The organism is Kribbella sp. NPDC020701 (assembly GCF_055562215.1).
This window is the reverse complement of record NZ_JBVHFT010000004.1, coordinates 39,184-64,735: the sequence shown is the minus strand read 5'-3', so window position 1 is coordinate 64,735 and position 25,552 is coordinate 39,184. Positions and strand designations below refer to the sequence as shown.

Sequence of the window (25,552 nt, the reverse complement as noted above, 5' to 3'; positions counted from 1 at the left end):
TGGGACGAGGACGAAAAGAAACCCTCCCCCGCTCACCCGGCGGACGAGGTCTGCAAACACCTGTTCGGCGTGGTGGCCGGTGGTCCTTGGGGACCACCGCCCACCGCTAGCCTTCACCTACCTCTGGATGGGAAGTGTCGATCGGACGGCGGGCCGACTACTTCGGAGCCACGCCGAGTGCGGTGTAGTCGTACATGTTCTGGCTGTCGCTGATGAACACGTTCGTGAGCGTGTCCGGCCGGTACAGCAGGCCCTTGGCCCAGATGCCCGGCAGGACGGCGGCCTGCTCCATGACCTTCTTGTCGACGTCGACCCAGATCTTCTCGCGGGCCGTCTTGTCGGTGGTCTCCAGGGCCTTGTCGATCAGCTGGTCCACCTCGGGGATCTTGATGCCGAGGTTCGTGTTACCACCGGCGGCCCGAATGACCCGGCTGTCCACGATCTGGCTCAGGAAGCCGAAGCCGTCCGGCCAGTCAGCACCCCAGCCGTAGACGATCAGGCCGAGGTTGTTGGCCTTCGCGAAGTCCGGCTTGCCGGCGTACAGCTTGGTGTAGTCACCGGTCGGGTAGGGCTTGGTGGTCAGGTTGATGCCGACCCGCTTCAGCGACTGCTGCAGCGACTCCGCGGTCGCCTTCTCCTTCGGCCGGTCCGCGCGGTAGCTGATGTTGGTGCTGAAGCCGTTCGGCATTCCGCACGCCGTCAGCGCTTCCTTGGCCTTGTCCAGGTTGCCGTTCTTGTCGGTCTCGAAGCCGTAGTCGTCGAACTTCTCCGCGCCCGCGACCAGCGGCGGCATCAGGTTGGTGGCGATGTCACCACCGACCGGACCGCCGTACGCGCGCTGGTAGCCCTCGTGGTCGGCGGCGTACAGCACGGCCTTGCGGCAGTTGATGTTGTCGAACGGCTTGACGTCGCTGTTCAGCACGGTGAACCACAGCCGGGGGGCTGCGGCGTTGTCGGCGTGAGCCTTGAGGTCCGGGTTCGCCAGGACCTTCGCCTGAGTCTCCGCGGTCACGCCGGTACCTGCGATGTCGACGTCGAGGTCACCGGACTGCAGCCGGTTGTCGATGTCGGCACTGTTCACGTTGTACGCGACGGTGATCTTGTCCGGCAGCGCCTTGCGGCCCGAGTTCGGGTCGGTCGCCGGGTCGTACTGATCGTTGCGAACCAGTGAGATGCCCTTGTTCGGGTCGTTGCTCTCGAACTTGTACGGACCGGTGGAGATCGGGTGCAACTGGTACTTCGTTCCGGTGTCCTTCGCCTGCGGCACCGGAGCGGTGGCCGGCAACTGGGCGAAGTAGTCGAAGCCGGCGAACGGCTTGTTCAAATGGAACACGATCGTCTGGTCGTCCGGCGTCTCGATCGCCTTCGCGATGCCGGCGAGCGCCTTGTCCTTGTAGGGACTGAAGTCCTTCGGGACGTCCAGCAGGAAGTCGTTGAAGTACGTCGGGCCATTCGGCAACGTCGTCTTGTCCATCGACCGCGCGACGGCGTACTTGACGTCCTTCGACGTCACCGGCGTGCCGTCCTCGAACTTCACGCCCTTGCGGATCTTGTAGGTCCAGGTCTTCGCGTTGTCGCTGGGCACGCCGAGCGTCTCGGCGAGGTCCGGAACGACCTCCGTGCCCCCCGCACCAGGAGCCGACTTGAACACCGTCAGCGGCCGGGCGTAGTTGCGCACGAGGTTCCAGGACAGGCCGTAGTAGGTGTCACCCGGGTCCGTGGAGTCCCACTTCTCGGTGATGGCCATCCGGAGCGTGCCGCCCTTTTGGTCGGTCGGCTTGAACACCTTTCCGACGGCCGCGTTGTACTCGGCCTTGGTGGCACCGGCGGTGCTAGTGCCGCCCCCGGCGTCGTCGGAGCCCCCGCAAGCCGCGAGGCCCAGTGCGACGACCGCACTGACGGCTGTTGCCGTCGTGATGCGATTCCATCTCATCTCTTGTTGCACCCCTTTTTTCGTGAGAGCCAGGCTCCCTGGTTGGAGGTAGGTCTCAGTGCGAGCGTGGGTCGAGGGCGTCCCGCAGCCCGTCACCGAACAGGTTGAAGGCCAGCACCGTGACGAAGATGGCCAGGCCGGCAGGCACCATGTAGAGCGGATCGACCTGGTACCAGTTCGCGGCCCCGGACAGCATGTCGCCCCAACTGGAGGTCGGCGGCCGGACCCCGACACCGAGATACGACAGACCCGCCTCGAACAGCACGTTCGTCGGAATCAGCAGTGTCGCGTAGACCAGGATCGGTGCGACCAGGTTCGGCAGCAACTCGGTGAACAAGATGTACGGGCGCCGCGCGCCGAGGCTCCGGGCGGCGTCGACGAACTCCCGTTCTCGCAGCGACAGCGTCTGACCGCGGATGATCCGTCCGATGTACGGCCAACTGAAGAACCCGATGATGAAGACGATCAGCGCGACCCGCAACGAGTCACCCTCGAGGCCGAAGGCCGAGTCCGGGATCGCGCCGACCAGGGCGAGCGCGAACAGCACCAGCGGGAAGGCGAGGAAGATGTCCATCAAGCGACTGATGATGGTGTCCACCACGCCGCCGAAGTAGCCCGCGATGACGCCCATCGCGACCCCGATCACCACCGCCACCAGAGTGGCCAGGAAGGCGATCAGCAGTGAGATCCGGGCGCCGTACACGATCCGCGCGAAGATGTCGCGACCGTTCACCGGCTCGATGCCGAACGGGTGGTCCCAGCTGATCCCGTTCCACTTGCCGATCGGCGTCTGCAGCGACGGGTCGACGAGGTCCTGGTGGAAGTCGTTCGGGGTGACCCCGACGATCTTGCAGATCAGCGGCGCGAAGATCGCGACCAGGATCAGCAGGATCACCACGACGCCGCCGGCCATCGCGACCTTGTCGCGCTTCAGGCGCATCCACGAGATCTGCCAGAGCGAGCGCCCCTCGATCTTGCGCACACCCGCGACGACGGCCTCCGGCTCGGCTGCCGATGATCCGGGTTCGACGTCGAGTGGGGTAGTCACGCGATGGGTTCCCCTGCCTAGTTCAGTACGGACCGATACGAGACCGGTTTGGCTGGCTGCCGCCTAAACCTGCCGCCATTACAGTGCGGAGTCAAACGCCGGAAGGGCTGCGTTGCCCGATCGTGATCGTCAGGAAATCGTCCCGTATCGTGGACAATCCGCAGTAAACCACGGGGTCACACCCACGGTCGCCGCCACCTCGCGAACCGTTACTGCCATGGCATCTTTGTGTCATTTCCGCAGAGCGGACAGATGCAGGAACGAGAGCGGGTCGACCGCGGCCGTGATGTTCTCCACATCCTTGCCCGCGACTACGGTGAGTCGCCCCTGCCAGCTCGGGATCACCGGCGCCTCCCGGGCCAGCACGCCCTGCAGCTGGCCGACCAGGTCGTCGCGCTTCAACCCGTTCTGCTCGGTAGCTTCCTGCTGCAGCAGCTTCGCGGCCGCCGTCGAACGGTAACCGTTCTGGAACGCTCCGTTGGTGGCGACGAATGGCGCCAGGTAGTCGTCCGCGTCCGGATACTGCGGGATCCAGCTCGCCTGGAACAGGTCGTACGCGCCGGCCCGGGTCAGCTGCCGGTACTGCGGCCACTCGGCGCTCCGCAAGGTGACCCGGAACAGCCCTGAGGCCTCGAGCTGCCGTTTCAGCTCGAGCACCTCGGCCTTCGCGCCCACGCCGTACTGCGACGGCGTCCAGCCGACCGTCAGTGGCACCGGCACGGTGATGCCCGCGTCCTTGAGGATCGCGGTGGCAGCCGCCTTGCTGGGCTGCTTGTACTCGGTCTGGAACGCGTCGGTCTGCCCGCCGAACCCCGGCGGCACCACGGAGTACAGCGGTGTGACGTGGTCGCCGTACGCCTTCTTGGCGATCGCGGGGCGGTCGATCAGCTGGGCGACCGCTCGCCGTACCGCCGGTTGCCGCGCGATCGCGGACTTCATCTGGAAGGAGAAGAAGCGGATCTCCGCGTAGTCGGCCCCGATCACCTGGACCTGGTCGGACTTGCGCAGCTTGTCCAGCAGGCTCGGGCCGAAGCCGTCGAAGGCGAGGTCGGCCTTGCCGGTGGTGATCGCCTGGTAGAGCGCCGTGGAGTCCTTCAGCCGGTCGATCTCGACGCCGTCGTTCTGCGCGCCGCGCGGACCGCGGTACCCGGTGAACTTCGCCAGCATGATCTGCTCGCCCGGCTTGTACGCCGACAGCTGGTACGGGCCGCTGCCGATGGCCTTGGCCTCGAGCAGCTTGTTCGCCGGGTACGACTCCTCGTCCACGATCGACGCGGCGGTCGTGGTCAGCAGGTACGGGATCCGGGCGTCCGGGGTCTTCAGGTTGAACACCGCGGTCAGGTCGTCCGGCGTACTCACCGACTTCACCGAGCCGAACAGGCCGGCCGCGCCACCCGGCGTCTTCAGCCGAAGCATCCGGTCGATGCTGAACTTCACGTCCGACGAGGTCAGCTCGTGCCCGTTCGGGAAGGTCAGGTGCTCCTTCAGGCTGCAGGTGTACGTCGTCGGCGAGTCGAACTGACAGTCCGCGGCGTCCGGCACGGGGGTCGGCTTGTCCGGGAGGATCGTCAGCAGGGTCTGGTACAGGTTCGCCTGCACGGTCCGCGAGGCCACGTCGTACGGTCCGGCCGGGTCGAGGGACCCGAGCGCGCCGGCGGTCACGAGCCGTAGCATCATCAGCTTCGGCGTCGGGTCACCCGGGTGCGGCGCGTTGTCGTCCGGCTGACCACACGCGGCCAGCGACACGCCCAGCGCGCCGACCAGCGTCGCCTTCAACGCGGTCGCCGTCGCCCGGCGCACCCACTCGATCACGACCTCACCCTTCCCCAGCCCGATACCCCGTTCAACGCCCCCGAGGGCCCCAAGTGACGGTACTTGGTCAACGGAGCAGGTCGCGAAGGGACTCCGGGGTGAGCGGCTCGAGGGACTTGACCACGAGCCGGCGGGGCGCTTCCGGAATGGTCACCCACTGCGGTACGGCGACGACGTACGCGCCGGCCGCCGTACCGGCCTGGGTGCCGGTGACCGAGTCCTCGATCACCACACAGTGCGCCGGGTCGACGCCGAGCTTGGCCGCGGCGGTCAGGTACGGCTCCGGGTGCGGCTTGCCCAGCGTCACCTCGTCACCCGCGACGATCACGTCGAACGGCTCCGGCGGCAGGTGGCCGAGCACGGCGTCGATCATCACCCGGTACGACGCCGAGACCAGCGCGCACGGTATTTCCTCCTTGCGCAGCGCCCGCAGCAACTCCATCGCGCCCGGCTGGAACTGCACCTCCTGGCGGAGCGACTCGACCACCTCGGAGAACATCCGGTCGGCCAGCTCCTCCGCGGTGATCGCACCGGCCGGGATCCGCGACATCCACACCTGCACCGCGTCCCGCAGGTCGCTGCCGATCAGCCCGATGCTGTCCTCGACCGTCCAGGTCGCGCCGAGCTCGGCCAGCAGCCGCAGCTGCACCTCCGCCCAGACCTTCTCGGAGTCGACCAACGTCCCGTCCATGTCCCACAGCACCGCTTGCAGGGGTGGCAACTCCAGCTCCTCCGTCAGTCTCAGCCGAACACGTCCGTCCAGTTTCCCGTGCCGCTCCAAGTCCGGACAAATCGCGTCTCACCGACACGGTGCGCCGGACGTGAAACCCGGCGCAGCGAGCCGGTGGACCACGTAGGCTGGCAGTTCGGTTTCCGGCGACCCCGCCGGATGGCTACTACAGACGACAGGGGGCCTGCGAGTGGTTGACCTCGCGAACCTGAGGGACCCGGTCGTGATCGCCGCGTTCGAGGGCTGGAACGACGCAGCCGAGGCGGCCACCGGAGCGGTCGACCACCTGATCGACGAGTGGGACGCGGAGCTCGTCACCGCGATCGACCCCGAGGACTACTACGACTTCCAGGTAAACCGGCCCCAGGTCGGCTTCGACGAGGACGGCGTCCGGCGGCTGACCTGGCCGACCACCCGGGTGTACGTGGCCCGGCCCGAGGACACCGACAGGGACGTGCTGCTGATCCGCGGCATCGAGCCGAACATGCGCTGGCGCGGTTTCTGCCAGGAGCTGCTCGAGGTCGTCGACGAGTCGAACGCGCAGATCGTCGTCGTGCTCGGCGCCCTGCTCGCGGACTCGCCGCACACCCGGCCGATCCCGGTCTCGGCGAGCTCGTCCGACCCGGAGCTGAACACGTCGTGGAGCCTCGAGCCGTCGACCTACGAGGGCCCGACCGGCATCACCGGTGTCTTCGCCGACCTCTGCGGGACTCTCGGCGTACCGTCGGTGTCGATCTGGTCCGCGATCCCGCACTACATCGCCGGCACCCCGTGCCCGAAGGCGTCCCTCGCGCTCCTCGGCAAGGTCGAGGCGCTGCTGGACCTGCCGATCCCCGAGGGTGAGCTCCCGGAGCTGGCCCGAGCCTGGCAACGCGGCGCCGACGAACTCAGCGAAGAAGACCCGGAAGTCGCCGAGTACGTGCACTCCCTCGAGGAGCAACGCGACACCGCCGACCTCCCCGAAGCCACCGGCGAGGCCATCGCCGCCGAATTCGAGCGCTACCTGCGCCGCCGCAACAAGAACCACCCCAGCGACTAGCCACTCCCCCGGCCAAGCCCGCACAATTCCGGGGGCCTTGGACAACTTCCGGGGGCCAAAGACAAGTTATTCCGGGTCTCCGGCCCCGGTTCCCCGTCCAAGCTCCCCACCCACCGACGAGCGTCCTCCCCCCGGCGACCGCATCACTCGGTGGATCAGCTGGTGGGCAGGTCTCGGGCGGCGGTGGTTATGACGTCGTCGAGGACTGCTCGGGAGGTGGTCAGGTCGGCGATCAGGCGGTCTATGCGGTCGCGTTCGGCGGTTAGTTCGGTGACCAGTTCCGGGGTGGCGCGCTCGTTGGGGCCGCCGTCGGGGTCGCGCATGCAGGGGAGCAGCTCGGCGATCTTGCGGCTGTGGAGGCCGGCGGCGTACAGCTCCTGGATCAGGATCACCCGGTCGACCGCGCGTTCGGCGTACTCGCGTTGTCCGCCGGGGGTCCGCTCCGACACCAGCAGGCCCTGCTGCTCGTAGTACCGCAGCGACCGCTCGCTCACAGCGGTCCGCCGGGCCAGTTCACCGATCCGCATCGCCGATCCCCCAGGCACTTGAACCTGACACTGATGTCAGATTTTACCGTGCCGGTATGACGCTCTTCGACTACAGCCCGATCACCGAACGCCCGCCCCTCACCTGGCCCGACGGCAAGCGAGTCGCCTTCTACGTCGGCCTCAACCTCGAGCACTTCCTCCCCGACGAGCCCTCGACCAGCATCTGGCCGCTCGACCTCAAACCCGACCCGCTGAACCACGGCTGGCGCGAGTACGGCGCCCGGGTCGGTATCTGGCGCACCATCGACATCCTCGACCGGCACGGCATCCGGGCCAGCGCGCTGCTGAACTCGATGGTTGCCGAGCACAACCCACAGATCATCAAGGCCGGCGTCGAACGCAACTGGGCCTGGCTCGCGCACGGCTCGACCAACTCGATCCTGCACACCGGCTACGCACCGGACGAGGAGCGCCGGATCCTCACCGAGATCACCGGCACCATCGAGACCGCCACCGGCCACCGCCCGAAGGGCTGGATGGGCCCCGGCCTCACCGAGACCCACAACACCCCGGAACTGCTGGCCGAGCTCGGCTACAACTACGTCCTCGACTGGACCAACGACGACCAGCCCTACCGGCTGAACGTGCCCGGCATGCTCAGCGTCCCGTACACCGTCGAGCTCAACGACCTCGGCCTCTTCCTCCGCGGCCTCACCGGCCCCGACTTCCTCCAGATGGTCAAGGACCAGTACGACGTACTCCGCGCGGACTCCGAGCACACCGGCCGGGTGATGGCGCTGGCGCTGCACCCGTTCGTCATCGGGCAGCCGTTCCGGGCGAAGTACCTGGACCTGGCGCTGGAGTACATTGCGTCTCAGAGCGACGTCTGGCTGACGACGAGTGACGACATTGCCGCGCACTATGTGACAACGTGACCGTGTCACCAACAGTGGCGCAATGGTGGTGATCGCCCTATTCTCGACCGGACGATCATCCGCCTCGCCTCGGCCACGTGCGCCAAGCCCGCGGCGAAGCCGAAGCCCACGCCGGAGCCGACCCACCCGAACAACCCGGCTCCCGCGCAGATCGACACACCGCCGGCCGCGCCGGTCCCGACGCCGGTCAAGACCCACCAGCCGGTGACTGGCTAGAGCTTCACTCCGAGGAGCGCGTCCACGGCCGTGGCCACCAGGCCGGGCGCCTCCACGTCGTCTCCATTGGTAGCGGCCCAGGTGTCCACGGCCGACAGCGCCGCGACCGTGTCCAGGTCGTTGGTGAGAGCCGCGCGTACGGCGTCAACCGCGGCGGCACCGTCGGGACCCGAACCGCGGCCGACAGCACCACGCCAGACGTCCAGGCGCTCTTGTGCGTCGAGCAGATCGGACGAGGTCCAGAACCAGTCCGTGCGGTAGTGATGTGTGAGCAACGCGAGCCGGATCGCCATCGGGTCCGCACCGGCCAGGCGTTCTTTCGAGACGAGCACGAGGTTGCCCTTGGATTTGGACATCTTCTCGCCGTCCAGGCCGACCATCGCCTGGTGCACGTAGGCCCGCGCGAACGGGTATTGCCCGGTCGCCACCTGAGCACCGCTCGCCGACATCTCGTGGTGCGGGAAGATCAGGTCCGTCCCGCCACCCTGGACGTCGAACGTCATGCCGAGATGCTCGAGCGCGATCGCCGAGCACTCGACGTGCCAGCCCGGGCGGCCGCGGCCCAGCGGCGAGTCCCACGCGGGCTCCCCCTCGCGTTCGTGCCGCCACAGCAGGCTGTCCAGCGGGTCCCGCTTGCCGTCGCGATCGGGGTCGCCGCCGCGCTCGGCGAACAGCTCCCCCATCGTCTCGCGGTCGTACCCGGACACGCTGCCGAAGGCCGGATCCGCCTTCACCGCGAAGTACAGGTCGCCGTCGACCGAGTAGACGGCGCCGGCCCGCTGCAGGTCCTCGACCGCGTTCGACACCAGGTCGATCGACTCGACCACGCCGATGTAGTGCTGCGGCGGGATCACCCGCAAGGCGGTCATGTCGTCGCGGAACAGCTGGATCTCGCGGTACGCCAGCTCGGTCCAGTCGATCCCGGTCGCGGCCGCCCGCTCGAGCAGCGGATCGTCGACGTCGGTGATGTTCTGCGTGTAGTGGACGTCGTACCCGGCATCCCGCCAGAGCCGGTTGACCAGGTCGAACGTCACGTACGTCGCCGCGTGTCCCATGTGGGTGGCGTCGTACGGCGTGATGCCGCACACGTACATCCGCGCCGTACCGCCGTCAGCCGGCGGCACCTCGACCAACCCAGCCGAGGCGGTGTCGTAGAGGCGCAGCCGCCGTGCCGGGCCCGGCACGACCGGGATGTCTGGTTTAGTCCACGCCTGCATGTGTCGGAGCTTATGCCAGTCCGCTTTTCAACGACGCGACACGGTTCCATTCCTCGGTCCCCCGCGCACCCCGACACAGCATGAGGTCTGCAAGACCGCTCAGAACGCGGGCCAGGGGATGGCGGGCCAGTCGTCGCTTGGTCGGGGGAAGGTTCCGGTCTTGAGCAGGGACGAACAGCGTTCTCGGGTCGCGGTGAGCTCGACCGCGGTGATCAGCTCGCACAGCTGCTGACCGAGTCCACCCGCGAGCTGGTCGGCCAATCGCCGTACGTCGTCCAGCAGGTCGGGCGGGATCGGGTCACCGGCCCAGCCCCACAAGACCGTCCGCAGCTTGTCGTCGGCGTTGAAGGTGACGCCGTGGTCGACGCCGAACACCCGGCCGTCGCCGGGGTTCAGCACGTGGCCGCCCTTGCGGTCGGCATTGTTGACCACGGCATCGAACACCGCCATCCGGCGCAGCACGTCATTGTCGGCGTGCACCAGCGTGACCGGGTTGTGCCGCCCGTCGAGCGCGTCGAGGACACCGACCCAGCCCTTCGGCACCCGGCCCTGCGGGACGATGTCGACCAGCTCGGTCTCCCCCGGCGCGGCCTCGGCCTCGTCGATCCACAGCTGCACCATGCCCTCGCCGAGCGGCCCGTCCCGCAGCAGCGTCGGCGGCACCAGTGACCACCCGAGCGCCTCGGAGACGACGTACGCCGCGAACTCGCGCTGGGCCAGCGTGCCGTCCGGGAAGTCCCACAGCGGCCGCTCCCCCTGGACCGGCTTGTAGACCACGGTCGCGGACTGGTCGCCGAGGCTCACCGATCCCTGGAAGGTGCCGTTCGACGCGGCCACCAGGCGGCCGTGCAGGGACAGCTCCCCGGTGGCGAGCAGGTCCGGATCGGTCATTCCGGCAGGTGCCTGCGGTAGCCGTTGGCGCGCGGGCAGATATGGCCCTCGGCATCGATGGGCCGGCCGCAGAACGGGCAGCTCGGCCGGCCGGACGCGACCAGCGCGACCGCCCGCCGCGCGAACGCACGGGCCTGCTCCTCGGTGATCCGGACGATGAACACCTCGGCGTCGTCGGACTCCAACGCCGCGGCCACCGGGTCGGTCTCCTCAAGGTCGGCCTGCTCGCCGGTGACGACCGCGAACACCTCGATCACCACCCGCTCGGCGTCGGCCTCCCAGGCCAGCGTCATGGTGCCGGCCCGGAACTCCTCCTCGATCGGCTGCTCCAGCGGATCGGTGTCGTCCACGGGTCCGGGCGTGACCGGGTCGCGGTCGAACCGCCGGGCGACCTCGTCCAGCATCACGTCCAGCCGCTCCGCGAGCGCCATCACCTGTTCCTTCTCACAGGCCACCGAGGTCAGCCGGACGCCGGCCCGGGCCTGCAGGAAGAACGTCCTCGCACCGGGTTCCCCCACGGTGCCGGCGACGAACCGATCCGGTTCGTCGTACGAATGAACAACGCGCGCCATGTCTAGACCCTATTACCGTCCGCCGACGACCGCGTCGGAAGTCTGTTTCTTGGCCCTGCCTTTGGCCGGTGGCTTCGGGATCAGGGAGGCCAGTTCGCTGCCGGAATCGTTCAGCCGGACGAGGAACGGGCGGGTCGCGGTGTAGGTGATGATCGTCGTGGACGCGGTGTCCACTACGATCCGCTGGAACGTGTCCAGGTGCTGACCGAGCGCGTCGGCCACGATCGACTTGATCACGTCGCCGTGCGAGACCGCCACCCAGATCGCGCCCTCTCCATGGCTCGCGGCCAGCGCCGTGTCATGCGCCCGTACGGCGTCGACCGCGCGCTGCTGCATCCCGCGCATCGACTCCCCGTTCGGGAACGTCACCGCGGACGGGTGCTGCTGGACCACGGCCCACAGCGGGTCCTTCGCCAGGGTCGCGATCTTCTGCCCGGTCCAGTCGCCGTACCCGCACTCGGTCAGCCGCCGATCCGTTGCCGGACGCAACCCTTCGTGGTGCTTCGCGATCAAGGCCGCGGTCTGCTTGCAGCGATCCAGCGGTGACGTGACGAGCGCGGCCAGCGGCAGTTCGGCCAGCCGCTGGGCGACCGCTTCGGCCTGCTTGATCCCGGTTTCGTCCAGCTTCACTCCCGGCGTCCGGCCGGCCAATGTGCCGGACGTGTTCGAGTCGCTGCGGCCGTGCCGGACCAGAATCACCGTGGGCATGACCTGCACGTTATCCCGTCTGCGCAAACGGCTGAGGACCGACGCTGCCATGATGGGGAGCGTGATCGTGGACTGCGGCGTGTACGCCGAGGGCGAGCGGCAGGACCTGCCGCGGGATCCCGAGACCGTTGCCCAGGCCATCGACGACGACGGCGAGTGCTTCGGCTGGGTCGGCCTGCACGAGCCGACGGATGCCGAGATGCGCCGGGTCCAGGGGCTGTTCGGCCTGCACGAGCTCGCGGTCGAGGACGCGCTGAAGGCCCACCAGCGACCCAAGATCGAGCGGTTCGGCGACGCCATCGTCGTCGTACTGCGGACGCTCTGGTACGTCGACGAGGGCGACGCGGTCGAGACCGGCCAGCTGAGCGTCTTCATCGGCCCGCGGTACGTCGTGACCGTCCGGCACGGCGAAGGCGGGGAGCTGGCCACGGCCCGGCAGCAACTGGAAGAGCGTGCCTCGATGCTCGGCCACGGTCCGGCCGCCGTACTGTGGGCGATCTGCGACTCGGTCGTGGACGACTACGAGACGGTCGCGGAGTCTGTCGAGATCGACGTCGACGAGATCGAGAGCTCGGTCTTCTCCCCCGAGCGCACCAGCGACGCCGAGCGGATCTACAAGCTCAAGCGCGAGGTGCTGGAGATGCGCCGCGCGGTCCAGCCGCTGCGTGAGCCGATGGAGCAGTTCGCCCACGGCGTCCCCGGGATCAACCCGAAAGCCGCGCCGTACTTCCGCGACGTCGCCGACCACGTCAACCGTGTCTCGGACCAGACCGAGGGACTCGACACGCTGCTCAGCTCAGCCCTGAACGCGCACCTGGCCCGCGTCTCGGTGCAGCAGAACGACGATATGCGCCGAATCTCGGCCTGGGTTGCCATCGCCGCAGTGCCGACCATGGTGGCCGGCATCTACGGGATGAACTTCGACAACATGCCCGAACTGCGCTGGCATTACGGCTACTACGCCATCCTCCTGGTGATGGCCGCCGTCTGCGTCACCATGTACGGCTTCTTCCGCAAGGTCGGCTGGCTCTAGGTCGCGGTGATGGTGCTCGTCGCCAGGAGGATGACCAGGACGATGCCGAGCAGGACCCGGTAGAAGGCGAAGACCTCGATCGAGTGCTTGGCCACGAACCGCAGCAGCCAGGCGACCGAGGCGTACGCGACCACGAAGCTGACGACGGTCCCGACGATCAGTGGCACCGCGCCGACATCGCCGCTCAAGGCGTCCTTCAGCTCGTAGACGCCGGCACCGACGAGGGCCGGGATGCCGAGCAGGAAGGAGATCCGGGTCGCCGCCACGCGTTCCAGCCCACGGAACAGGCCCGCCGTGATGGTCGCACCGGACCGCGAAATACCAGGGACCAGTGCGAGGCATTGCACGACACCCATCACGATGGCGTCCACCAGCGTGATCCGCGTCAGCGGCCGCTGCTTGGTGCCGATGCGCTCGGCCGCGACCATCACGAACGACCAGCCGATCAGTGCGGCGGCCACCCACCACAGGCTCCGCAACGGACCCGAGATGATGTCGCGGGCAAGGAACCCGACGATGACGATCGGTGTCGAGCCGACGATCACGTACCAGCCCATCCGGTGGTCGAACTCACCACGATGCTCCGGCTTGACCAGGCCGCGGACCCAGGCGACGGCGATCCGCTGGATGTCCTTCCAGAAGTACAGGACGACCGCGGCGATGGCGCCGATCTGGATCACCGCGGTGAAGCCGGTGATCGACGGGTCGTCGATCTGCAGTCCGAGCATCTTGGACACGATGGTCAGGTGCCCGGTGCTGGAGACCGGGAGGAATTCGGTCAGGCCCTCGACGATGCCGAGGATGATGGAGTCCCAGATCGTCATCAGTGGCCGACTCCGGCCAGGTCGAGTGCCTCGGCGACCGTGCGCAGGTCGGCGATCCGCTCGTCCACGGTGGATTTGAACGGGGTGACCGCGACGGTCGTCGCCCCGGCCTCGGCGTAGGCGGTGAGCTTCTCGGCCATCCGCTCCTTGCCGCCGAGCAGCGAGATCGAGTCGATGAACCCGTGCGGTACGGCCGCCATCGCCTCGCGGTGCTTCTTGTCCAGATAGAGGTCCTGGATCTCCTTGGCCTCGTCGGCGTAGCCCATCCGGACCGCGAGCGCGTTGTAGAAGTTCTTCTCCCGGCTGCCCATGCCACCGATGTACAAGGCGGCGTACCCACGGATCGGGTCGGCGGCGACCTGCAGGTCGCCGCCGGTCATCACCGGTACGGACGCGACGACATCGAAGCCGTCGAGTCCTTCCTGGCGGGTCTCGCGACCCGTCTTGATGTGCTTCAACTGCTCTCCCAGATAGGCGGGGTCGTTGAGGATACCGAGCCAGCCGTCGGCGATCTCGCCGGCCAGTTCGAGGTTCTTCGGGCCGACCGCGGCCAGGTAGATCGGTACGTGGTCGCGGATCGGCCGGACGGTCAGCTTCAGCGCCTTGCCCGGGCCGTCGGGCAGCGGCAGCGTGAAGTACTTGCCCTCGTAGGCGACGGTCTCGCGGCGAAGGGCGGAGTTCACGATGGCAACGTACTCACGCGTCCTGAGCAGCGGCTGAGAGAACCGGACGCCGTGCCAGCCCTCCGACACCTGCGGCCCGGACACGCCGAGGCCGAGCCGGAACCGGCCGTTCGACAGCCGGTCCAGGGTGGCCGCGGTCATCGCGGTCATGGCCGGAGTCCGGGCCGGGATCTGGAACACGGCGGCACCGACGTCGATCGTGGTGGTCTGGGCGGCGATCCAGCTGAGCAGCGTGGCGGCGTCCGAGCCGTACGCCTCCGCCGCCCAGGTGACCGAGTAGCCGAGCCGCTCGGCCTCCTTCACCAGCCTCAGGTGGTCGAGGTGGTCGTCGCCGCCGAAGACGAAGCCGATGTTGAGTCCGAGTCGCATGACTGGCGAGCCTAGCGAGCCGTTGTCGGTGGGCCGCAATAGGCTCGGGTCATGCAGCAGCGCTATCTCGGTCACAGTGGACTGGCGGTGAGCAGGCTCGCCCTGGGCACCATGTCCTGGGGCCGTGACACCGACGAGCACGAGGCGCGCGAGCAGCTCGCCGCGTTCGTCGCCGCCGGCGGCACGCTGATCGACACGGCGGCGGCGTACGGCGACGGCGACAGCGAGCGACTGATCGGGTCGCTGCTCGGTGACGTCGTGGAGCGGGACGACCTGGTGATCGCGACCAAGGCCGGGTTCAGCGTCCGGCGGGGTGAGCGGATCACCGATACGTCCCGCGGTGCCTTGCTGCGTGATCTCGAGGGCTCCCTGCGACGGCTGAACGTCGACCACATCGACCTGTGGCAGCTGCACACCTGGTCGGACGACGTACCGCTGGAGGAGACGCTGTCGGCGCTCGACCACGCGGTGAGCTCCGGCAAGGTCCGGTACGTCGGAATCTCGAACTACGCCGGCTGGAAGTCGGCCCGGGCCGTCACCTGGCAGCAGGCGTGGCCGGGTCGCGCGGTGCCGGTGTCCAACCAGGTGGAGTACTCGCTGCTCGCCCGCGACGCCGAGGCGGACGCGATCCGGGCGGCCGGCGGGCTCGGGATCGGGATCCTGGCCTGGTCGCCGCTTGGCCGCGGTGTGTTGACTGGGAAGTACCGCACGGGGATCCCCGCGGACTCCCGGGCAGCGTCTCAGCATCTGTCCAGATTCGTCGACCCCTATCTCGACGGCCGCGGTTCGGGCATCGTGGAAGCGGTCGCACGAGCCGCCGACGGGCTCGGCTGGACTCCGCTCGAGGTGGCGCTCACCTGGGTGCGGGACCGGCCGGGAGTGTCGGCGGCGATTGTCGGAGCGCGGACGGCGATGCAGCTCAAGTCGGTCCTGGGTGTGGAGGAGCTCACTCTCCCGCCCGCGATCGTCGCAGCGCTGGAGGATGTGTCGTAGCAGTCGGAGGTGCGGATGGCCGAATACGAGTTACAGCAGTTCGAGGTGTCCAGGACGGAATCGCGTGGCGCGGTCCGTCGTTTGCTGACCGAGCACGCCGAGTACGGCGGCTGGGAGCTGGCCCGGCTGAGACGCTATCCCGACGGCACCCGGCGGGTCTGGCTCCGCCGCCGCATCATCCGGGTGATGCGGACCCTCTGAGCAACGCGCTCACCAACTCCCGGCGACTGCCGACGCCGACCTTGTCGTAGGCCGCCCGTACGTGTTCCTGCACGGTGTGCGGCGACAGGCACAACCGTTCGACGATCTGCCGGGTGGAGAATCCCCGCAGCAACAACTCGGTCACCCGCTGCTGTGCCGGCGTCAGCCCGTGCAAGTCGAGCAGGAACGACCCGAGCTGGCCGGGACCAACGGGTTGATGAAGTCCTCGGCGAGGTACGTGTCGACCGCACTCGGGTCCCCGTGGTGAACAGTCCGTCGATGAAGTCCCTGACGACGGCCCTTGTTGCTCTCTGTCGTGTCCATGGCACCGATGCTCCGACGGCCCGGCTCCCCGGCGTACCCCTACTAGTTGGGGTTTCGCTCTAGTTGGGGTTTCGCTGAAATATCTCTGCGACAGAGGTATTCTGATCAGCATGAGCACCGACGTCCTCGCGGAGGAGTTGCTGGCCGCCATCGGCCTGGTGCGTCGTCACCTCCGCCGATCCGCGGGCCGGCCCGCGGAGCTGTCGACGCTGACCGGTTCGCAGGCCGAGCTGGTCAGGACAGTCCGCCGCAACCCAGGCATCTCGGTGACCGAGGCCGCCGCCGAGCTGGGCCTCGTCGCGAACACGGTGTCGACGCTGGTCGGCCAGCTCATCGAGCGCGGGCTCCTGGTGCGCGCCCCGGACGAGTCCGACCGGCGCGTCGCCCGGCTGACGTTGACCGAGCCGGCCCGTGAACAGGTCGAGGCGTGGCGCGATCGCCGTACGGCGCTCGTCACCGAGGCGCTCGACGGCCTCGAGCGGGACGAACGTGAGGCACTGCGGGCCGCTTTGCCGGTTCTCGGCGTACTCGCGGAGCGGTTGCACCCCCAGCAAGACGAACGTGCCCTGGTCCAGCAAGGAAAGGAGCGAGGATGAGTTCGGACGCAGCGCCCGAGCCAGTCCCGGCCGTCCGGATCGACGGCTTGAGCCATCGGTTCGGCGACCATCTTGCCGTCGACAACCTGGACCTATCCGTCTCGCCAGGCGAGTGTTTCGGCCTGCTCGGTCCGAACGGTGCCGGCAAGACCACCACGCTGCGCGTCCTCAACACCCTCTATCCACCGCAGTCCGGCACGGTCCGGGTGTTCGGGCTGAATGTCCACACCGACGCGATGGCGGTACGACGGATGCTCGGTTACGTCCCGCAGCAGCTGTCGATCGAGGGGGCGCTGACCGCCCGGGAGAACGTGTCGTGGTTCGCGCGGCTGTTCGACGTACCGCGTCGGGAGCGGGCTGCTCGGGTCGCCGAGGTGCTCGAGATCGTCGACCTGACCGACGCCGCCGATCGGCTCGCGTCGACGTACTCCGGTGGCATGGTGCGCCGCCTGGAGCTGGCCCAGGCGCTCGTCAACCGGCCGGCTCTGCTGGTGCTGGACGAGCCGACGGTCGGCCTCGACCCGGTCGCGCGGGATTCGGTCTGGGCGCGTGTTCAGGAGATGCAGGAGCGGTACGGGATGACCGTGCTGCTGACCACGCACTACATGGAGGAGGCCGACCTGCTCTGCGATCGGGTCGCCCTGATGCACGAGGGCCGGTTGCGCGCGGTCGGTTCGCCGGACGATCTCAAGGCCGAGCTCGGACCCGAGGCCAGCCTCGAGGACGTGTTCCGCCACCACACCGGCGAGAGTCTCGCCGCTGCCGAGAAGGGAGGCCTGCGCGATGTCCGTGGCACCCGTCGCACCGCCCAGCGCATGGGCTGAGTCCAGGCCCCGGGCCGCCGTCCGGCTGCTCTCGCGGATCGGAACGTTCTGCCTGGTCGAGTTGCAGAAACTGCGGCACGACCGGACAGAGCTGATCACCCGCGCGATCCAGCCGATTCTGTGGCTGGTCATCTTCGGCCAGACGTTCAGCCGGATCCGGGCGATCCCCACCGGCGACGTTCCGTACCTGGACTATCTCGCGCCGGGCATCATCGCGCAGTCCGCGCTGTTCGTGGCCATCTTCTACGGCATCCAGATCATCTGGGAACGCGACGCGGGGATCCTGACCAAGCTCCTCGTCACGCCCAGCCCGCGCTCGGCGCTGGTGGCCGGCAAGGCGTTCGCGGCCGGCGTACGGACGATTTCGCAGGCGATCGTGGTCATCATCGTCGCCGCAGTGCTCGGCGTCAGCATGACCTGGAATCCGCTGAAGCTGCTGGCCGTGCTCGTGGTCGTCGTCCTCGGTGCGGCGTTCTTCTCGTGCCTGTCGATGACGATCGCCGGCCTGGTCCTGCGACGCGACCGCCTGATGGGCATCGGCCAGGCGATCACCATGCCACTCTTCTTCGCGTCCAACGCCCTGTACCCGGTCAGCCTGATGCCCGACTGGCTACGAGTCATCAGCCACGTCAATCCCCTCACCTACGAGGTCAGCGCCCTCCGCGGCCTCCTCATCGGCCAACCGACCAACTACTGGCTCGACTTCGGAGTCCTCACCGTCGCCGCGATAGCCGGCATCTGCGCCGCCGCCTCCCTGATGGGCCGCCTCGCCCGTTAAAGGTCGTGGCGGATCCAGATGTTGGGTTCTACGTAGACAGCGTGGTTGTGGCGTACGTCGCAGTGGACCGGGACCAGGGCCTTGGGGACGATGACGTCGCCGGTGGTGTCGAACGGGAGGCCGGTCCATTCGCGCCACTCGGCCAGGGTGCCGGCGATCACCATCGAGCGTGGTGCGATCTGGATGATCTTGCCGCCGGCCTTGACGTGGACTCGTAGCCACGGATCGGTTGGGAGGCCGTCGTCCCGGAGTTGATTGATGTACTCCGTCATCGGCTGGTTCGCGTCCGTCTTGCCGTTCGGGCGGACCGGCGCGAACAGGGTCTCGTGGCCCTTGGCCTTCACCGCGGCACGCATGGCGGCGAGCATCTCGTGGGATAGACCACGGCCGAGGTGGCTCGGGCGGATCAGGATCTCCAGGGCACTCGACACGTTCGGCTGACGGCCGTTGCGCAGGTCCCAGAAGCCCCAGTGCAGCACGCGGTCCCAGCCGCCGGTCGGGAGCTCGGTGCGGTTCTCGTCCGGAAAGACGAACGGAATGCTCCGGCCGTGCGCGACCAACTCACCGTCCTCGGTCGCCACCACGCACTGGTCGGGAAACTGGACCGGCACCTGCCCCATGAACGCGTTGCCGATCGGATCGTTGTGCATGAACTCCGGCCACGCGTCGGCGAACTCGTACATCCGCTCCAAGTACTCAGGTCGCTCGGCCAGCGTGGTGATCACGATCTCGGACATGCCTCGCAGTCTGGCACTTCACCAGGACCAGTACGGCGACGAGCGTGGTAATCACCCCCGCTCCGACCAGCGTGTGCTCGGCGCCGGCCGCCGCGATGATCGGTCCGCCGGCCAGCATCCCCGCGGAACTCCCCGCGCTCACCACGACACTCTGACCCGACAACAGCGCCCGCCGCTCAGCCCCGACCGACGACCGGGTGATCACGACAGAGATCGCGGCGATCCCCAGTACCACGGTCAGTCCCGACACCGCACCCATCACGGCGACGACCGCCGGCGTGGTCCACAGCCCCATCCCGATCCAGCACAGCCCCATGCAGGCCCACGCAACGGACGCGAGCGGCACCGGCCTGGTACGCCGTACCACCGCCAGCGAGATCGCGGTGCCGATGACCGACCCCACGCCGTACCCGGTCATACCGGCGGCCAGGTAGATGCCGGGCCGGCCGCGCTCCTCCCCGATGATCGACAACCCCAGCGTGAACGCGAACCACGTCACGCAGCCGGTGCCGCGGACGATCCAGCCGTAGAGCACGTCGCGACGTCCTACGAGACTCGCCCGGATCGACGGTGGCGCCGTACCGTCGGGCGCTCGCTCAGCCTGCACTGTGCACGCCAGGAGACCGGCCCCGAGCACGGCGGCCGCTTCGATCCAGAGCAGGCTGTTGGTGAGGCCGGTGGAAACCGCCAGCGCGCCGATGGCCGGTCCGATCATCATGCCGATTCTGCGCAGACCGTCCTGCCCGGTGAGCAGTACGACGGCCTTGCCCTCGCCCCACCGGTCTCCCGTATCAGCCAACAGCGCCGACCGGCCCGGGGTGGACAACGCATCACCGCAGCCCAGTAGCAGCCCGCTGGCCGCCAGTACCTCCGGTGTGAGCAGCCCGAGTGCGGCAGCCGCGGGCACCAATGCCAAAGCCATCGCTGACACCATCGCGACGATCGCCAACCGCGGTCCCGAGTCCACCCACTGGCGGGCCTTCCGCGCCCACCACGGCGACAGCAGCACCGGTACGCCGGCCGCACCACCGACCAGTCCGGTCGCGGCGACCGACCCCGTCTCTCGCAGGATCACGAGTGGCAGCGCAACCTGCGTGATCCGGAGCGCGAAGTCCGCCACTCCCCCGCCGGCCAGCAGCGCCAGCGCGTCGAACCTCGCTCTCATGCCTTTGATTCTTGGAGTTTTCAGGTCGCCCAGGTAGCCCGCAAATGTTTGGTGGTTGCCATAGGCTAAACCTATGCCCTCATTACCATCGGTCGATGATCTGCGGCTGGTCCAGGCCGTCAGCCGGACGGGCGCCGTCGGCACCGCCGCCCGCGAGCTGCGCATCTCCCAGCCGTCCGCCTCTCAGCGGCTGGCCCGGCTGGAACGCGCCTGCGGCACCAAACTGTTCGAACGAGACACTCGCGGCGCTCGCCCGACCCCGGCCGGCGCCGAGCTCAGCCGCCGGGCCGACCACATCCTCGGCCACCTCGAGGAGGTGTACGGCGCCACCCGCGCGGCCGCCACCGGACGGCAACTCGTCGTCGGCACCTTCTCCAGCCTGGCACCGATCCTGTTCCCGATCCTGGACGCCGACCTGCCCGATCTGGACATCCAGCAGCAGGTCGACCATGGTCAGTTCCTGGTCGAACGCGTCGCGGAAGGCACCATGGATGCCGCCTTCATCGCGATCGCCGAGCAGATGAGCCTGCCTCGCGGCACCATCGCCCGCCGCGTCGGCCACGACGAACTCGTTCTCTTCGTGCCACCCGGCGCTCGCCCACCAGGTCGCGGCCGGCAGCCGTTGAAGGACCGGCCGATCGCATACTCGACGTACGACCGCGGTAGCGAGGATATCCACGCCCGGCTGGTCGCGCTCGGCGCTATCCCGCGCCGAGGCGTCACCCTCAGCACCACGGTCGCCATGGCCCGCCGCCGCTCACACTTGGCCCTGATCCCCCGCAGCGCGCTCGCCACCGAGCTCCGCCCCGGCGAGCACCTCATCGCCGCACCCTTCCGCTATCGCCTCACCCTCTCCGTCGTCACGACCCCCACCCCGCCCAAACCCCTCCTCCGCTACCTCCCCCGACTCCGCACCACGTTGAACTTGTCGTGAACACCGGTGAGCCGCGGCCCGAGGTACGGCACACTCGGCCCCATGAACCTGGGGCGGTTGGCGCGCGGGCGACGTCTGTTGACGGCGTTCTGGGGCACGACGGTCGTGCAAGTGGCGGCCGTCGCCTTCGACGTCAAGATCCTCAAGCAAGCCAGCAAGGTGTCACTGATGCCATTGCTGTGGTCGTGGTCGCGGACGCAAGACGCACCGCCGCTCCTCCAGGCCGCGCTGCTGGCATCAGCCGCCGGTGACCTGCTCCTCGAGACCGACCTCCAACTGGCCGGCATCGCTGCCTTCGCCGCCGCCCACGCCTGCTACCTCGCCGTCTTCCTCGCCAACCCTGCCGAACGTTCGTGGCGTGTCCTGGCGGCGTACAGCGCTCTCTGGGCGGCCGTGATCGCGGTCCTCGCACCGGGCTTGGGCAGTCAGCGGGTCCCCGTCGCCGCCTACGCCTTGTTGCTGACGGCAACAGCGATCGCCTCCCGCTGGCACAACCCGCGGAGCGGGCTCGGCGGCACCCTTTTCCTGATCTCCGACGCCCTGATCGCGCTGCGCATGTCCGGCCGCGACTTCCCGGGCCGCGGCGCGCTCACGATGTCGACGTACGCCGTCGGTCAGTTCCTGCTCACGTCCGGGGTGACCGCATCGCGAGCCGATCCTGACCGGTAGTGGTCACCGGCGTTGACCTCTGCTCCGGGATCACGTGGGCTGGTCGCATGCCGACCGTGAACGAGGTACGCAACCAGTTCCGGACTCCGCCGCCCGAGGGGCGGCCGATGATGCGGTGGTGGTGGTTCGGGCCGTCGGTGGACCGGCATGAGCTCGACCGCCAGCTGCAGGCGATGGCCGCGGCCGGGCTAGGTGGCGTCGAGGCCGCCTTCGTCTATCCCCTGAGTCCGGTCGACACCCCCTTCGGCTCCGACAAGTTTCTCGGCGACGTCCGGCATGCCGCTCGCTCGGCACGCGGCCTGGGGCTGCGCTTCGATCTGACGCTCGGCAGCGGCTGGTCGTTCGGCGGCGGGCACATCGGACCGGACCTGGCCGCGCGCGGGCTCTGCTGGGAACGGCGAGAGATCTCTCTCCAGGCGTTCGACGTCCCCGCAGTGGAGGCCTGGCCGGGAGACGAACTGGTCGCCGCTTTCGTCGGCGAAGGGTCCGCCGGCGTGCCCTCGACGTACGTCGAGGTTCCGGTGACCGACGGCAGGATCCGGGTCCCGCGGGGCAACGGGCCGCGCGAGGTGCTGCTCGCGTACTCGCGGTTGACGGGCCAGAACGTCAAGCGGGCCGCGGCCGGCGCCGAGGGACCGGCGCTCGACCACTACTCGGCTGCCGCGGCGGCAGAACACATCAGGTGCGTCGCAGAGCCGCTGCTGATGGCGGCCACTCCGGAGCTGGTCGGCTCGGTGTTCTGCGACAGCCTCGAGGTCTACCGGGCCGACTGGACGCCTGGCATCTTCGAGGAGTTCGGCCGTCGGCGGGGCTACGAGCTCCGGCCGCGTCTGTACGAGTTGCTCGTCGACACGCCCGGCTCGAGGCAGCTGCGCATCGACTTCCACCGGACGCTGTCGGAGCTCTACGAGGAGAACTTCGTCGCCGTCTTCCAGCGCTGGGCGTCCGGCCACGGCGTACCGTTCCGGATTCAGAGCTACGGCGAGCCGCCGGCGACGATGAGCAGTTATCGCTTCGCCGACCTCTTCGAGGGCGAGGGTTGGGGGTGGACGAGCATCCCGGAGACGCGGTGGGCGTCGTCGGCCGCGAGCATCCACGGCCGATCGGTCGTGTCGGCGGAGGCCTGGACCTGGGTCCACTCGCCGTCGTTCCGTGCGACCCCACTCGATCTCAAAGGCGAGGCGCACGAGCACTTCCTGTCCGGAGTGAATCAGCTGATCGGACACGGCTGGCCGTACTCGCCGTCCGGCGGACCCGGGCTCGGCTGGATCTTCTACGCCGCCGGCGCGCTGGACGACCGCAACCCTTGGTGGCCGGTGGCAACGGATCTCTTCGGCTACCTGCACCGCCTGTCCTGGTTGCTGCAACAGGGAACCCCGGTCCGCCCGGTCAAGGTCTACGTGCCGGCCTCCGACGCGTACGCCGCCATGCGTGGCGACGTCGGCGGGTCACTCAACCTCTACCGCGTCGTGCGACGGCTGATCGGTGACGAGATCCCGCGGATCATCCGTTCGGCGGGACTCGACTTCGACCTGATCGACGACGACGCTCTGGCTGCGCTCGATCCGGCCGAGGTACCGCTGGTCGTCGTGGCCGATGCGGCGACGATGCCGGAGGCAACTACACGCTGGCTGGATGCGGTCCGCGCGGCCGGTGGCTCGGTGGTCAGCGATCCGTCGGCGGCGCTCCCGGCCGCACCCGTGACAGCGCCGGCCGACGTCGGGGTGGTGCACCGGCGACTGGCCGACGCGGACGTGTACTTCGTCGCGAACACCGGCAACGAGACGCGGACGGTCCGCTGCGACGGGCCGGTGGAGCAGTGGGATCCGTCGACCGGCGCGGTCGCGGTCGTCGACGGCTCGGAGGTGACCTTGCATGCCTACGAGGCGACCGTCCTCGTCCCGGGCAGCTCGCCGGTAGAACGCACTGCGGTGGAGGAGGTGACGGTCGGCTCGACTGGAGGGGCGTGGGTGGTCGACTTCGGCGGCGAGACCACGCCGGTGACCCTTCCGCACCGCTGGGAGGACGATCCCGCGCGAGCGACGTACTCGGGTTCCGCCGCCTACGAGACCGAGATCGACCTGCCGCATTTCGATACGTCCACACGCGTACTGCTCGACTTCGGCGCCGGCGACGCCGTACCGGACGGGTGCGAGACCTACCTGCCGGGCAACTCCTACCGGGCGTTGCTCGTGCCGCCGATCGGAGTCGCCGCGGAGGTCTGGCTCAACGGCGTCCCGTGCGGTGGTCTCTGGGCGCCGCCGTACCGCCTCGATCTGACGCACGCGGCGAAGCCCGGGCCCAACGCGCTGCGCATCGTCGTCCACAACACCGGCGCCAACGCGCTGGCCGCGGATGACCACCTCGCGCCGCTGGTCGAATCGGTGACCGCTCAGTACGGCCGCCGGTTCGACCTGCAGAACATCGAGAACGCCACCGACTTCCTGAACTCAGGCCTATTCAACCCGCCGGTGGTGGTCCTCCAGCGTCAGGCCTGATCGAGGAAGCGGTCCAGGACGCGCGAGCCGAACTCCAGAGAACTCGTGGGAACGCGCTCGTCGATGCCGTGGAACATGCCCATGAAGTCGAGATCCGGAGGCAGTTGCAGCGGCACGAACCCGAAGCAGCGCACGCCCAGCCGGCTCCACGACTTGGCGTCGGTGCCGCCCGACATGAGCAGCGGCGCGGTCCGGCTCTGCGGGTCCTCGGCCGCGAGGCAGGCCTTCATCGCCTCGACCAGGCCGCCGCTGAACTCGGTCTCCAGCGCGATGTCCTCGACCACCGTCTCGCGCCGGACCTTGTCGCCGATCAGCTCGTCGATGGTCGCGAAGAACTCGTCCTCGTACCCCGGCAGGAACCGGCCGTCGATGTGTGCCTCGGCGTCACCCGGGATCACGTTGACCTTGTAGCCGGCGTTCAGCATCGTCGGGTTGGAGCTGTTGCGGATCGTCGCGCCGAACATCCGGCTGAAGCTGCCCAGCTTCGTCAGCGTCGTGGTCATGTCGTCGGGGTCGAGCTCGATCTCGAGCACCTCCTCCAGCGTCTTCAGGAACTCCCGGACCGTTGGCGTGATCCGCAGCGGCCACTCGTGCCGGCCGATCCGGGTGACCGCCTCGACCAGGTTCGTGACCGCGTTGTCCGTGTTCACCATCGACCCGTGCCCCGCCGTACCGCGGGCCTTGAGCCGCATCCAGTTCATGCCCTTCTCGGCCGTCTCGATCAGGTACAGCCGCAGGTCGTCCTTGACCGTGATCGAGAACCCGCCGACCTCGCCGATGCCCTCGGTGCAGTCGGCGACGGTGTCCGGGTGGTTGTTGATCAGCCACTGGGCGCCGTACACGCCACCGGCTTCCTCGTCGGCGGTGAAGACGAGCCGGACCGGTCGCCGCGGCTTCACACCGGCCCGCTGCCGGGCCCGGACCACCGACAGCACCATCGCGTCGAAGTCCTTCATGTCGACCGCGCCGCGACCCCAGACGCAGCCGTCGAAGATCTCACCCGCGAACGGGTCGACCTTCCAGTCCTTCGGATCCGCCGGTACGACGTCCAGGTGGCCGTGCACGAGCAGCGGATCGGCGCTCTGGTCCTCGCCCTCCCAGTGCGCGACCAGGGTCGCCCGGCCCGGCTCCGACTCGTAGATCGTCGACTCGATCCCGACCTCGTCCAGCTTGGCGGCGACGTACTCGGCGGCCACCCGCTCACCGTTGCTCCTGCCGTTGCCGTAGTTCGTGGTGTCGATCCGGATCAGCTCGCTACAAAGCTCCACCACCTCGGCGTCGGGGGTGTACGCCGTACGGTCGCTGGGGGTCGGTGTAGTCATGCGGCCCATCCTC

The 25,552-nt window shown here is 68.6% G+C and carries 26 protein-coding genes; 11 read left to right on the top strand and 15 right to left on the bottom strand.

Annotated elements, in window-relative coordinates; all coding sequences use genetic code 11:
- Nucleotides 1-157 precede the first annotated feature (157 nt).
- The 4 genes from ACZ3HV_RS10510 to ACZ3HV_RS10495 form a co-directional block, all read right to left on the bottom strand.
- Complete coding sequence (locus tag ACZ3HV_RS10510; RefSeq protein WP_465682951.1) at nucleotides 158-1,933, bottom strand: ABC transporter substrate-binding protein; 1,776 nt, start codon at nucleotides 1,931-1,933, stop codon at nucleotides 158-160.
- A 55-nt stretch (nucleotides 1,934-1,988) separates the two neighbouring features.
- Nucleotides 1,989-2,981, bottom strand: a complete 993-nt coding sequence (locus ACZ3HV_RS10505) for an ABC transporter permease (protein WP_465682949.1) — start codon at nucleotides 2,979-2,981, stop codon at nucleotides 1,989-1,991.
- Between the two features lie 231 nt (nucleotides 2,982-3,212).
- Nucleotides 3,213-4,793 (bottom strand): ABC transporter substrate-binding protein, encoded by a 1,581-nt coding sequence (locus ACZ3HV_RS10500; protein WP_465682947.1) that lies wholly within the window; start codon nucleotides 4,791-4,793, stop codon nucleotides 3,213-3,215.
- Nucleotides 4,794-4,860: 67 nt separating this feature from the next.
- Complete coding sequence (locus ACZ3HV_RS10495; RefSeq protein ID WP_465682945.1) at nucleotides 4,861-5,514, bottom strand: HAD family hydrolase; 654 nt, start codon at nucleotides 5,512-5,514, stop codon at nucleotides 4,861-4,863.
- A gap of 199 nt (nucleotides 5,515-5,713) precedes the next feature.
- On the opposite strand from ACZ3HV_RS10495, the gene ACZ3HV_RS10490 reads away from it, so the two are divergent.
- Nucleotides 5,714-6,562, top strand: coding sequence for a PAC2 family protein (locus tag ACZ3HV_RS10490; protein ID WP_360360485.1), 849 nt, complete (start codon nucleotides 5,714-5,716; stop codon nucleotides 6,560-6,562).
- 155 nt (nucleotides 6,563-6,717) lie between these two features.
- On the opposite strand, the gene ACZ3HV_RS10485 is transcribed toward ACZ3HV_RS10490, so the two are convergent.
- On the bottom strand, nucleotides 6,718-7,089 hold the full coding sequence (locus ACZ3HV_RS10485; protein ID WP_465682943.1) for a MerR family transcriptional regulator: 372 nt from the start codon (nucleotides 7,087-7,089) through the stop codon (nucleotides 6,718-6,720).
- Nucleotides 7,090-7,145: 56 nt separating this feature from the next.
- Between ACZ3HV_RS10485 and ACZ3HV_RS10480 the strand changes: the two genes are divergently transcribed.
- Complete coding sequence (locus tag ACZ3HV_RS10480) at nucleotides 7,146-7,985, top strand: polysaccharide deacetylase family protein (RefSeq protein ID WP_465682941.1); 840 nt, start codon at nucleotides 7,146-7,148, stop codon at nucleotides 7,983-7,985.
- A gap of 212 nt (nucleotides 7,986-8,197) precedes the next feature.
- Here ACZ3HV_RS10480 and mshC read toward each other — a convergent pair whose 3' ends face one another.
- The 4 genes from mshC to ACZ3HV_RS10460 form a co-directional block, all read right to left on the bottom strand.
- On the bottom strand, nucleotides 8,198-9,418 hold the full coding sequence (gene mshC, locus ACZ3HV_RS10475) for a cysteine--1-D-myo-inosityl 2-amino-2-deoxy-alpha-D-glucopyranoside ligase (RefSeq protein ID WP_465682939.1): 1,221 nt from the start codon (nucleotides 9,416-9,418) through the stop codon (nucleotides 8,198-8,200).
- Between the two features lie 99 nt (nucleotides 9,419-9,517).
- On the bottom strand, nucleotides 9,518-10,309 hold the full coding sequence (locus ACZ3HV_RS10470; RefSeq protein WP_465682937.1) for an SCO1664 family protein: 792 nt from the start codon (nucleotides 10,307-10,309) through the stop codon (nucleotides 9,518-9,520).
- Nucleotides 10,306-10,881 (bottom strand): DUF3090 domain-containing protein, encoded by a 576-nt coding sequence (locus tag ACZ3HV_RS10465; protein WP_360360502.1) that lies wholly within the window; start codon nucleotides 10,879-10,881, stop codon nucleotides 10,306-10,308. Before ACZ3HV_RS10465 ends, ACZ3HV_RS10470 begins: the two co-directional genes overlap by 4 nt.
- A gap of 12 nt (nucleotides 10,882-10,893) precedes the next feature.
- Nucleotides 10,894-11,589, bottom strand: a complete 696-nt coding sequence (locus ACZ3HV_RS10460) for a histidine phosphatase family protein (RefSeq protein ID WP_465682935.1) — start codon at nucleotides 11,587-11,589, stop codon at nucleotides 10,894-10,896.
- Nucleotides 11,590-11,638: 49 nt separating this feature from the next.
- On the opposite strand from ACZ3HV_RS10460, the gene corA reads away from it, so the two are divergent.
- On the top strand, nucleotides 11,639-12,622 hold the full coding sequence (gene corA / locus ACZ3HV_RS10455; RefSeq protein WP_465682934.1) for a magnesium/cobalt transporter CorA: 984 nt from the start codon (nucleotides 11,639-11,641) through the stop codon (nucleotides 12,620-12,622).
- Here the strand turns inward: corA and ACZ3HV_RS10450 are convergent.
- A complete protein-coding gene (locus tag ACZ3HV_RS10450) occupies nucleotides 12,619-13,446 on the bottom strand; it encodes an undecaprenyl-diphosphate phosphatase (RefSeq protein WP_465682932.1) in 828 nt (275 codons plus the stop codon). The two genes, corA and ACZ3HV_RS10450, sit on opposite strands and share 4 nt — an antisense overlap.
- On the bottom strand, nucleotides 13,446-14,498 hold the full coding sequence (locus tag ACZ3HV_RS10445; protein WP_465682930.1) for an LLM class F420-dependent oxidoreductase: 1,053 nt from the start codon (nucleotides 14,496-14,498) through the stop codon (nucleotides 13,446-13,448). The genes ACZ3HV_RS10450 and ACZ3HV_RS10445 overlap by 1 nt, the downstream gene beginning before the upstream one ends.
- 51 nt (nucleotides 14,499-14,549) lie before the next feature.
- Here ACZ3HV_RS10445 and ACZ3HV_RS10440 point away from each other — a divergent pair, with 51 nt between their 5' ends.
- Together ACZ3HV_RS10440 and ACZ3HV_RS10435 are read left to right on the top strand one after the other, a co-directional pair.
- Nucleotides 14,550-15,491: an aldo/keto reductase gene (locus ACZ3HV_RS10440; protein ID WP_465682928.1), complete on the top strand. Its 942-nt coding sequence runs from the start codon at nucleotides 14,550-14,552 to the stop codon at nucleotides 15,489-15,491.
- A 15-nt stretch (nucleotides 15,492-15,506) separates the two neighbouring features.
- Nucleotides 15,507-15,692, top strand: coding sequence for a DUF5703 family protein (locus ACZ3HV_RS10435; protein WP_130448421.1), 186 nt, complete (start codon nucleotides 15,507-15,509; stop codon nucleotides 15,690-15,692).
- On the opposite strand, the gene ACZ3HV_RS10430 is transcribed toward ACZ3HV_RS10435, so the two are convergent.
- Nucleotides 15,667-15,867, bottom strand: coding sequence for a response regulator transcription factor (locus tag ACZ3HV_RS10430; protein ID WP_465682926.1), 201 nt, complete (start codon nucleotides 15,865-15,867; stop codon nucleotides 15,667-15,669). The genes ACZ3HV_RS10435 and ACZ3HV_RS10430 overlap by 26 nt on opposite strands.
- Before the next feature lie 259 nt (nucleotides 15,868-16,126).
- On the opposite strand from ACZ3HV_RS10430, the gene ACZ3HV_RS10425 reads away from it, so the two are divergent.
- From ACZ3HV_RS10425 to ACZ3HV_RS10415, 3 genes are read left to right on the top strand one after another with little or no spacing between them, the layout of a single operon-like run.
- Nucleotides 16,127-16,612: a MarR family winged helix-turn-helix transcriptional regulator gene (locus ACZ3HV_RS10425; protein ID WP_465682924.1), complete on the top strand. Its 486-nt coding sequence runs from the start codon at nucleotides 16,127-16,129 to the stop codon at nucleotides 16,610-16,612.
- On the top strand, nucleotides 16,609-17,436 hold the full coding sequence (locus ACZ3HV_RS10420) for an ABC transporter ATP-binding protein (RefSeq protein ID WP_465682922.1): 828 nt from the start codon (nucleotides 16,609-16,611) through the stop codon (nucleotides 17,434-17,436). Before ACZ3HV_RS10425 ends, ACZ3HV_RS10420 begins: the two co-directional genes overlap by 4 nt.
- Complete coding sequence (locus ACZ3HV_RS10415; RefSeq protein WP_465682920.1) at nucleotides 17,396-18,214, top strand: ABC transporter permease; 819 nt, start codon at nucleotides 17,396-17,398, stop codon at nucleotides 18,212-18,214. The genes ACZ3HV_RS10420 and ACZ3HV_RS10415 overlap by 41 nt, the downstream gene beginning before the upstream one ends.
- On the opposite strand, the gene ACZ3HV_RS10410 is transcribed toward ACZ3HV_RS10415, so the two are convergent.
- Both ACZ3HV_RS10410 and ACZ3HV_RS10405 read right to left on the bottom strand, forming a co-directional pair.
- On the bottom strand, nucleotides 18,211-18,951 hold the full coding sequence (locus ACZ3HV_RS10410) for an N-acetyltransferase (RefSeq protein WP_465682918.1): 741 nt from the start codon (nucleotides 18,949-18,951) through the stop codon (nucleotides 18,211-18,213). The genes ACZ3HV_RS10415 and ACZ3HV_RS10410 overlap by 4 nt on opposite strands.
- Entirely contained in the window at nucleotides 18,911-20,116 is a 1,206-nt protein-coding gene (locus ACZ3HV_RS10405; protein ID WP_465682916.1) for an MFS transporter, read from the bottom strand. The genes ACZ3HV_RS10410 and ACZ3HV_RS10405 overlap by 41 nt, the downstream gene beginning before the upstream one ends.
- Before the next feature lie 73 nt (nucleotides 20,117-20,189).
- On the opposite strand from ACZ3HV_RS10405, the gene ACZ3HV_RS10400 reads away from it, so the two are divergent.
- The 3 genes from ACZ3HV_RS10400 to ACZ3HV_RS10390 are packed head-to-tail and all read left to right on the top strand — an operon-like array spanning nucleotide 20,190 to nucleotide 24,217.
- Nucleotides 20,190-21,050, top strand: a complete 861-nt coding sequence (locus ACZ3HV_RS10400; RefSeq protein ID WP_465682914.1) for a LysR family transcriptional regulator — start codon at nucleotides 20,190-20,192, stop codon at nucleotides 21,048-21,050.
- A gap of 42 nt (nucleotides 21,051-21,092) precedes the next feature.
- Nucleotides 21,093-21,719 carry a lysoplasmalogenase family protein gene (locus ACZ3HV_RS10395; protein WP_465682912.1) on the top strand — a complete coding sequence of 209 codons (627 nt, stop codon included), beginning with the start codon at nucleotides 21,093-21,095 and terminating at the stop codon, nucleotides 21,717-21,719.
- A gap of 47 nt (nucleotides 21,720-21,766) precedes the next feature.
- Nucleotides 21,767-24,217, top strand: a complete 2,451-nt coding sequence (locus tag ACZ3HV_RS10390) for a glycosyl hydrolase (RefSeq protein ID WP_465682910.1) — start codon at nucleotides 21,767-21,769, stop codon at nucleotides 24,215-24,217.
- Here the strand turns inward: ACZ3HV_RS10390 and ACZ3HV_RS10385 are convergent.
- Complete coding sequence (locus ACZ3HV_RS10385; RefSeq protein WP_465682908.1) at nucleotides 24,208-25,539, bottom strand: M20/M25/M40 family metallo-hydrolase; 1,332 nt, start codon at nucleotides 25,537-25,539, stop codon at nucleotides 24,208-24,210. The genes ACZ3HV_RS10390 and ACZ3HV_RS10385 overlap by 10 nt on opposite strands.
- Between the last annotated feature and the right edge of the window lie 13 nt (nucleotides 25,540-25,552).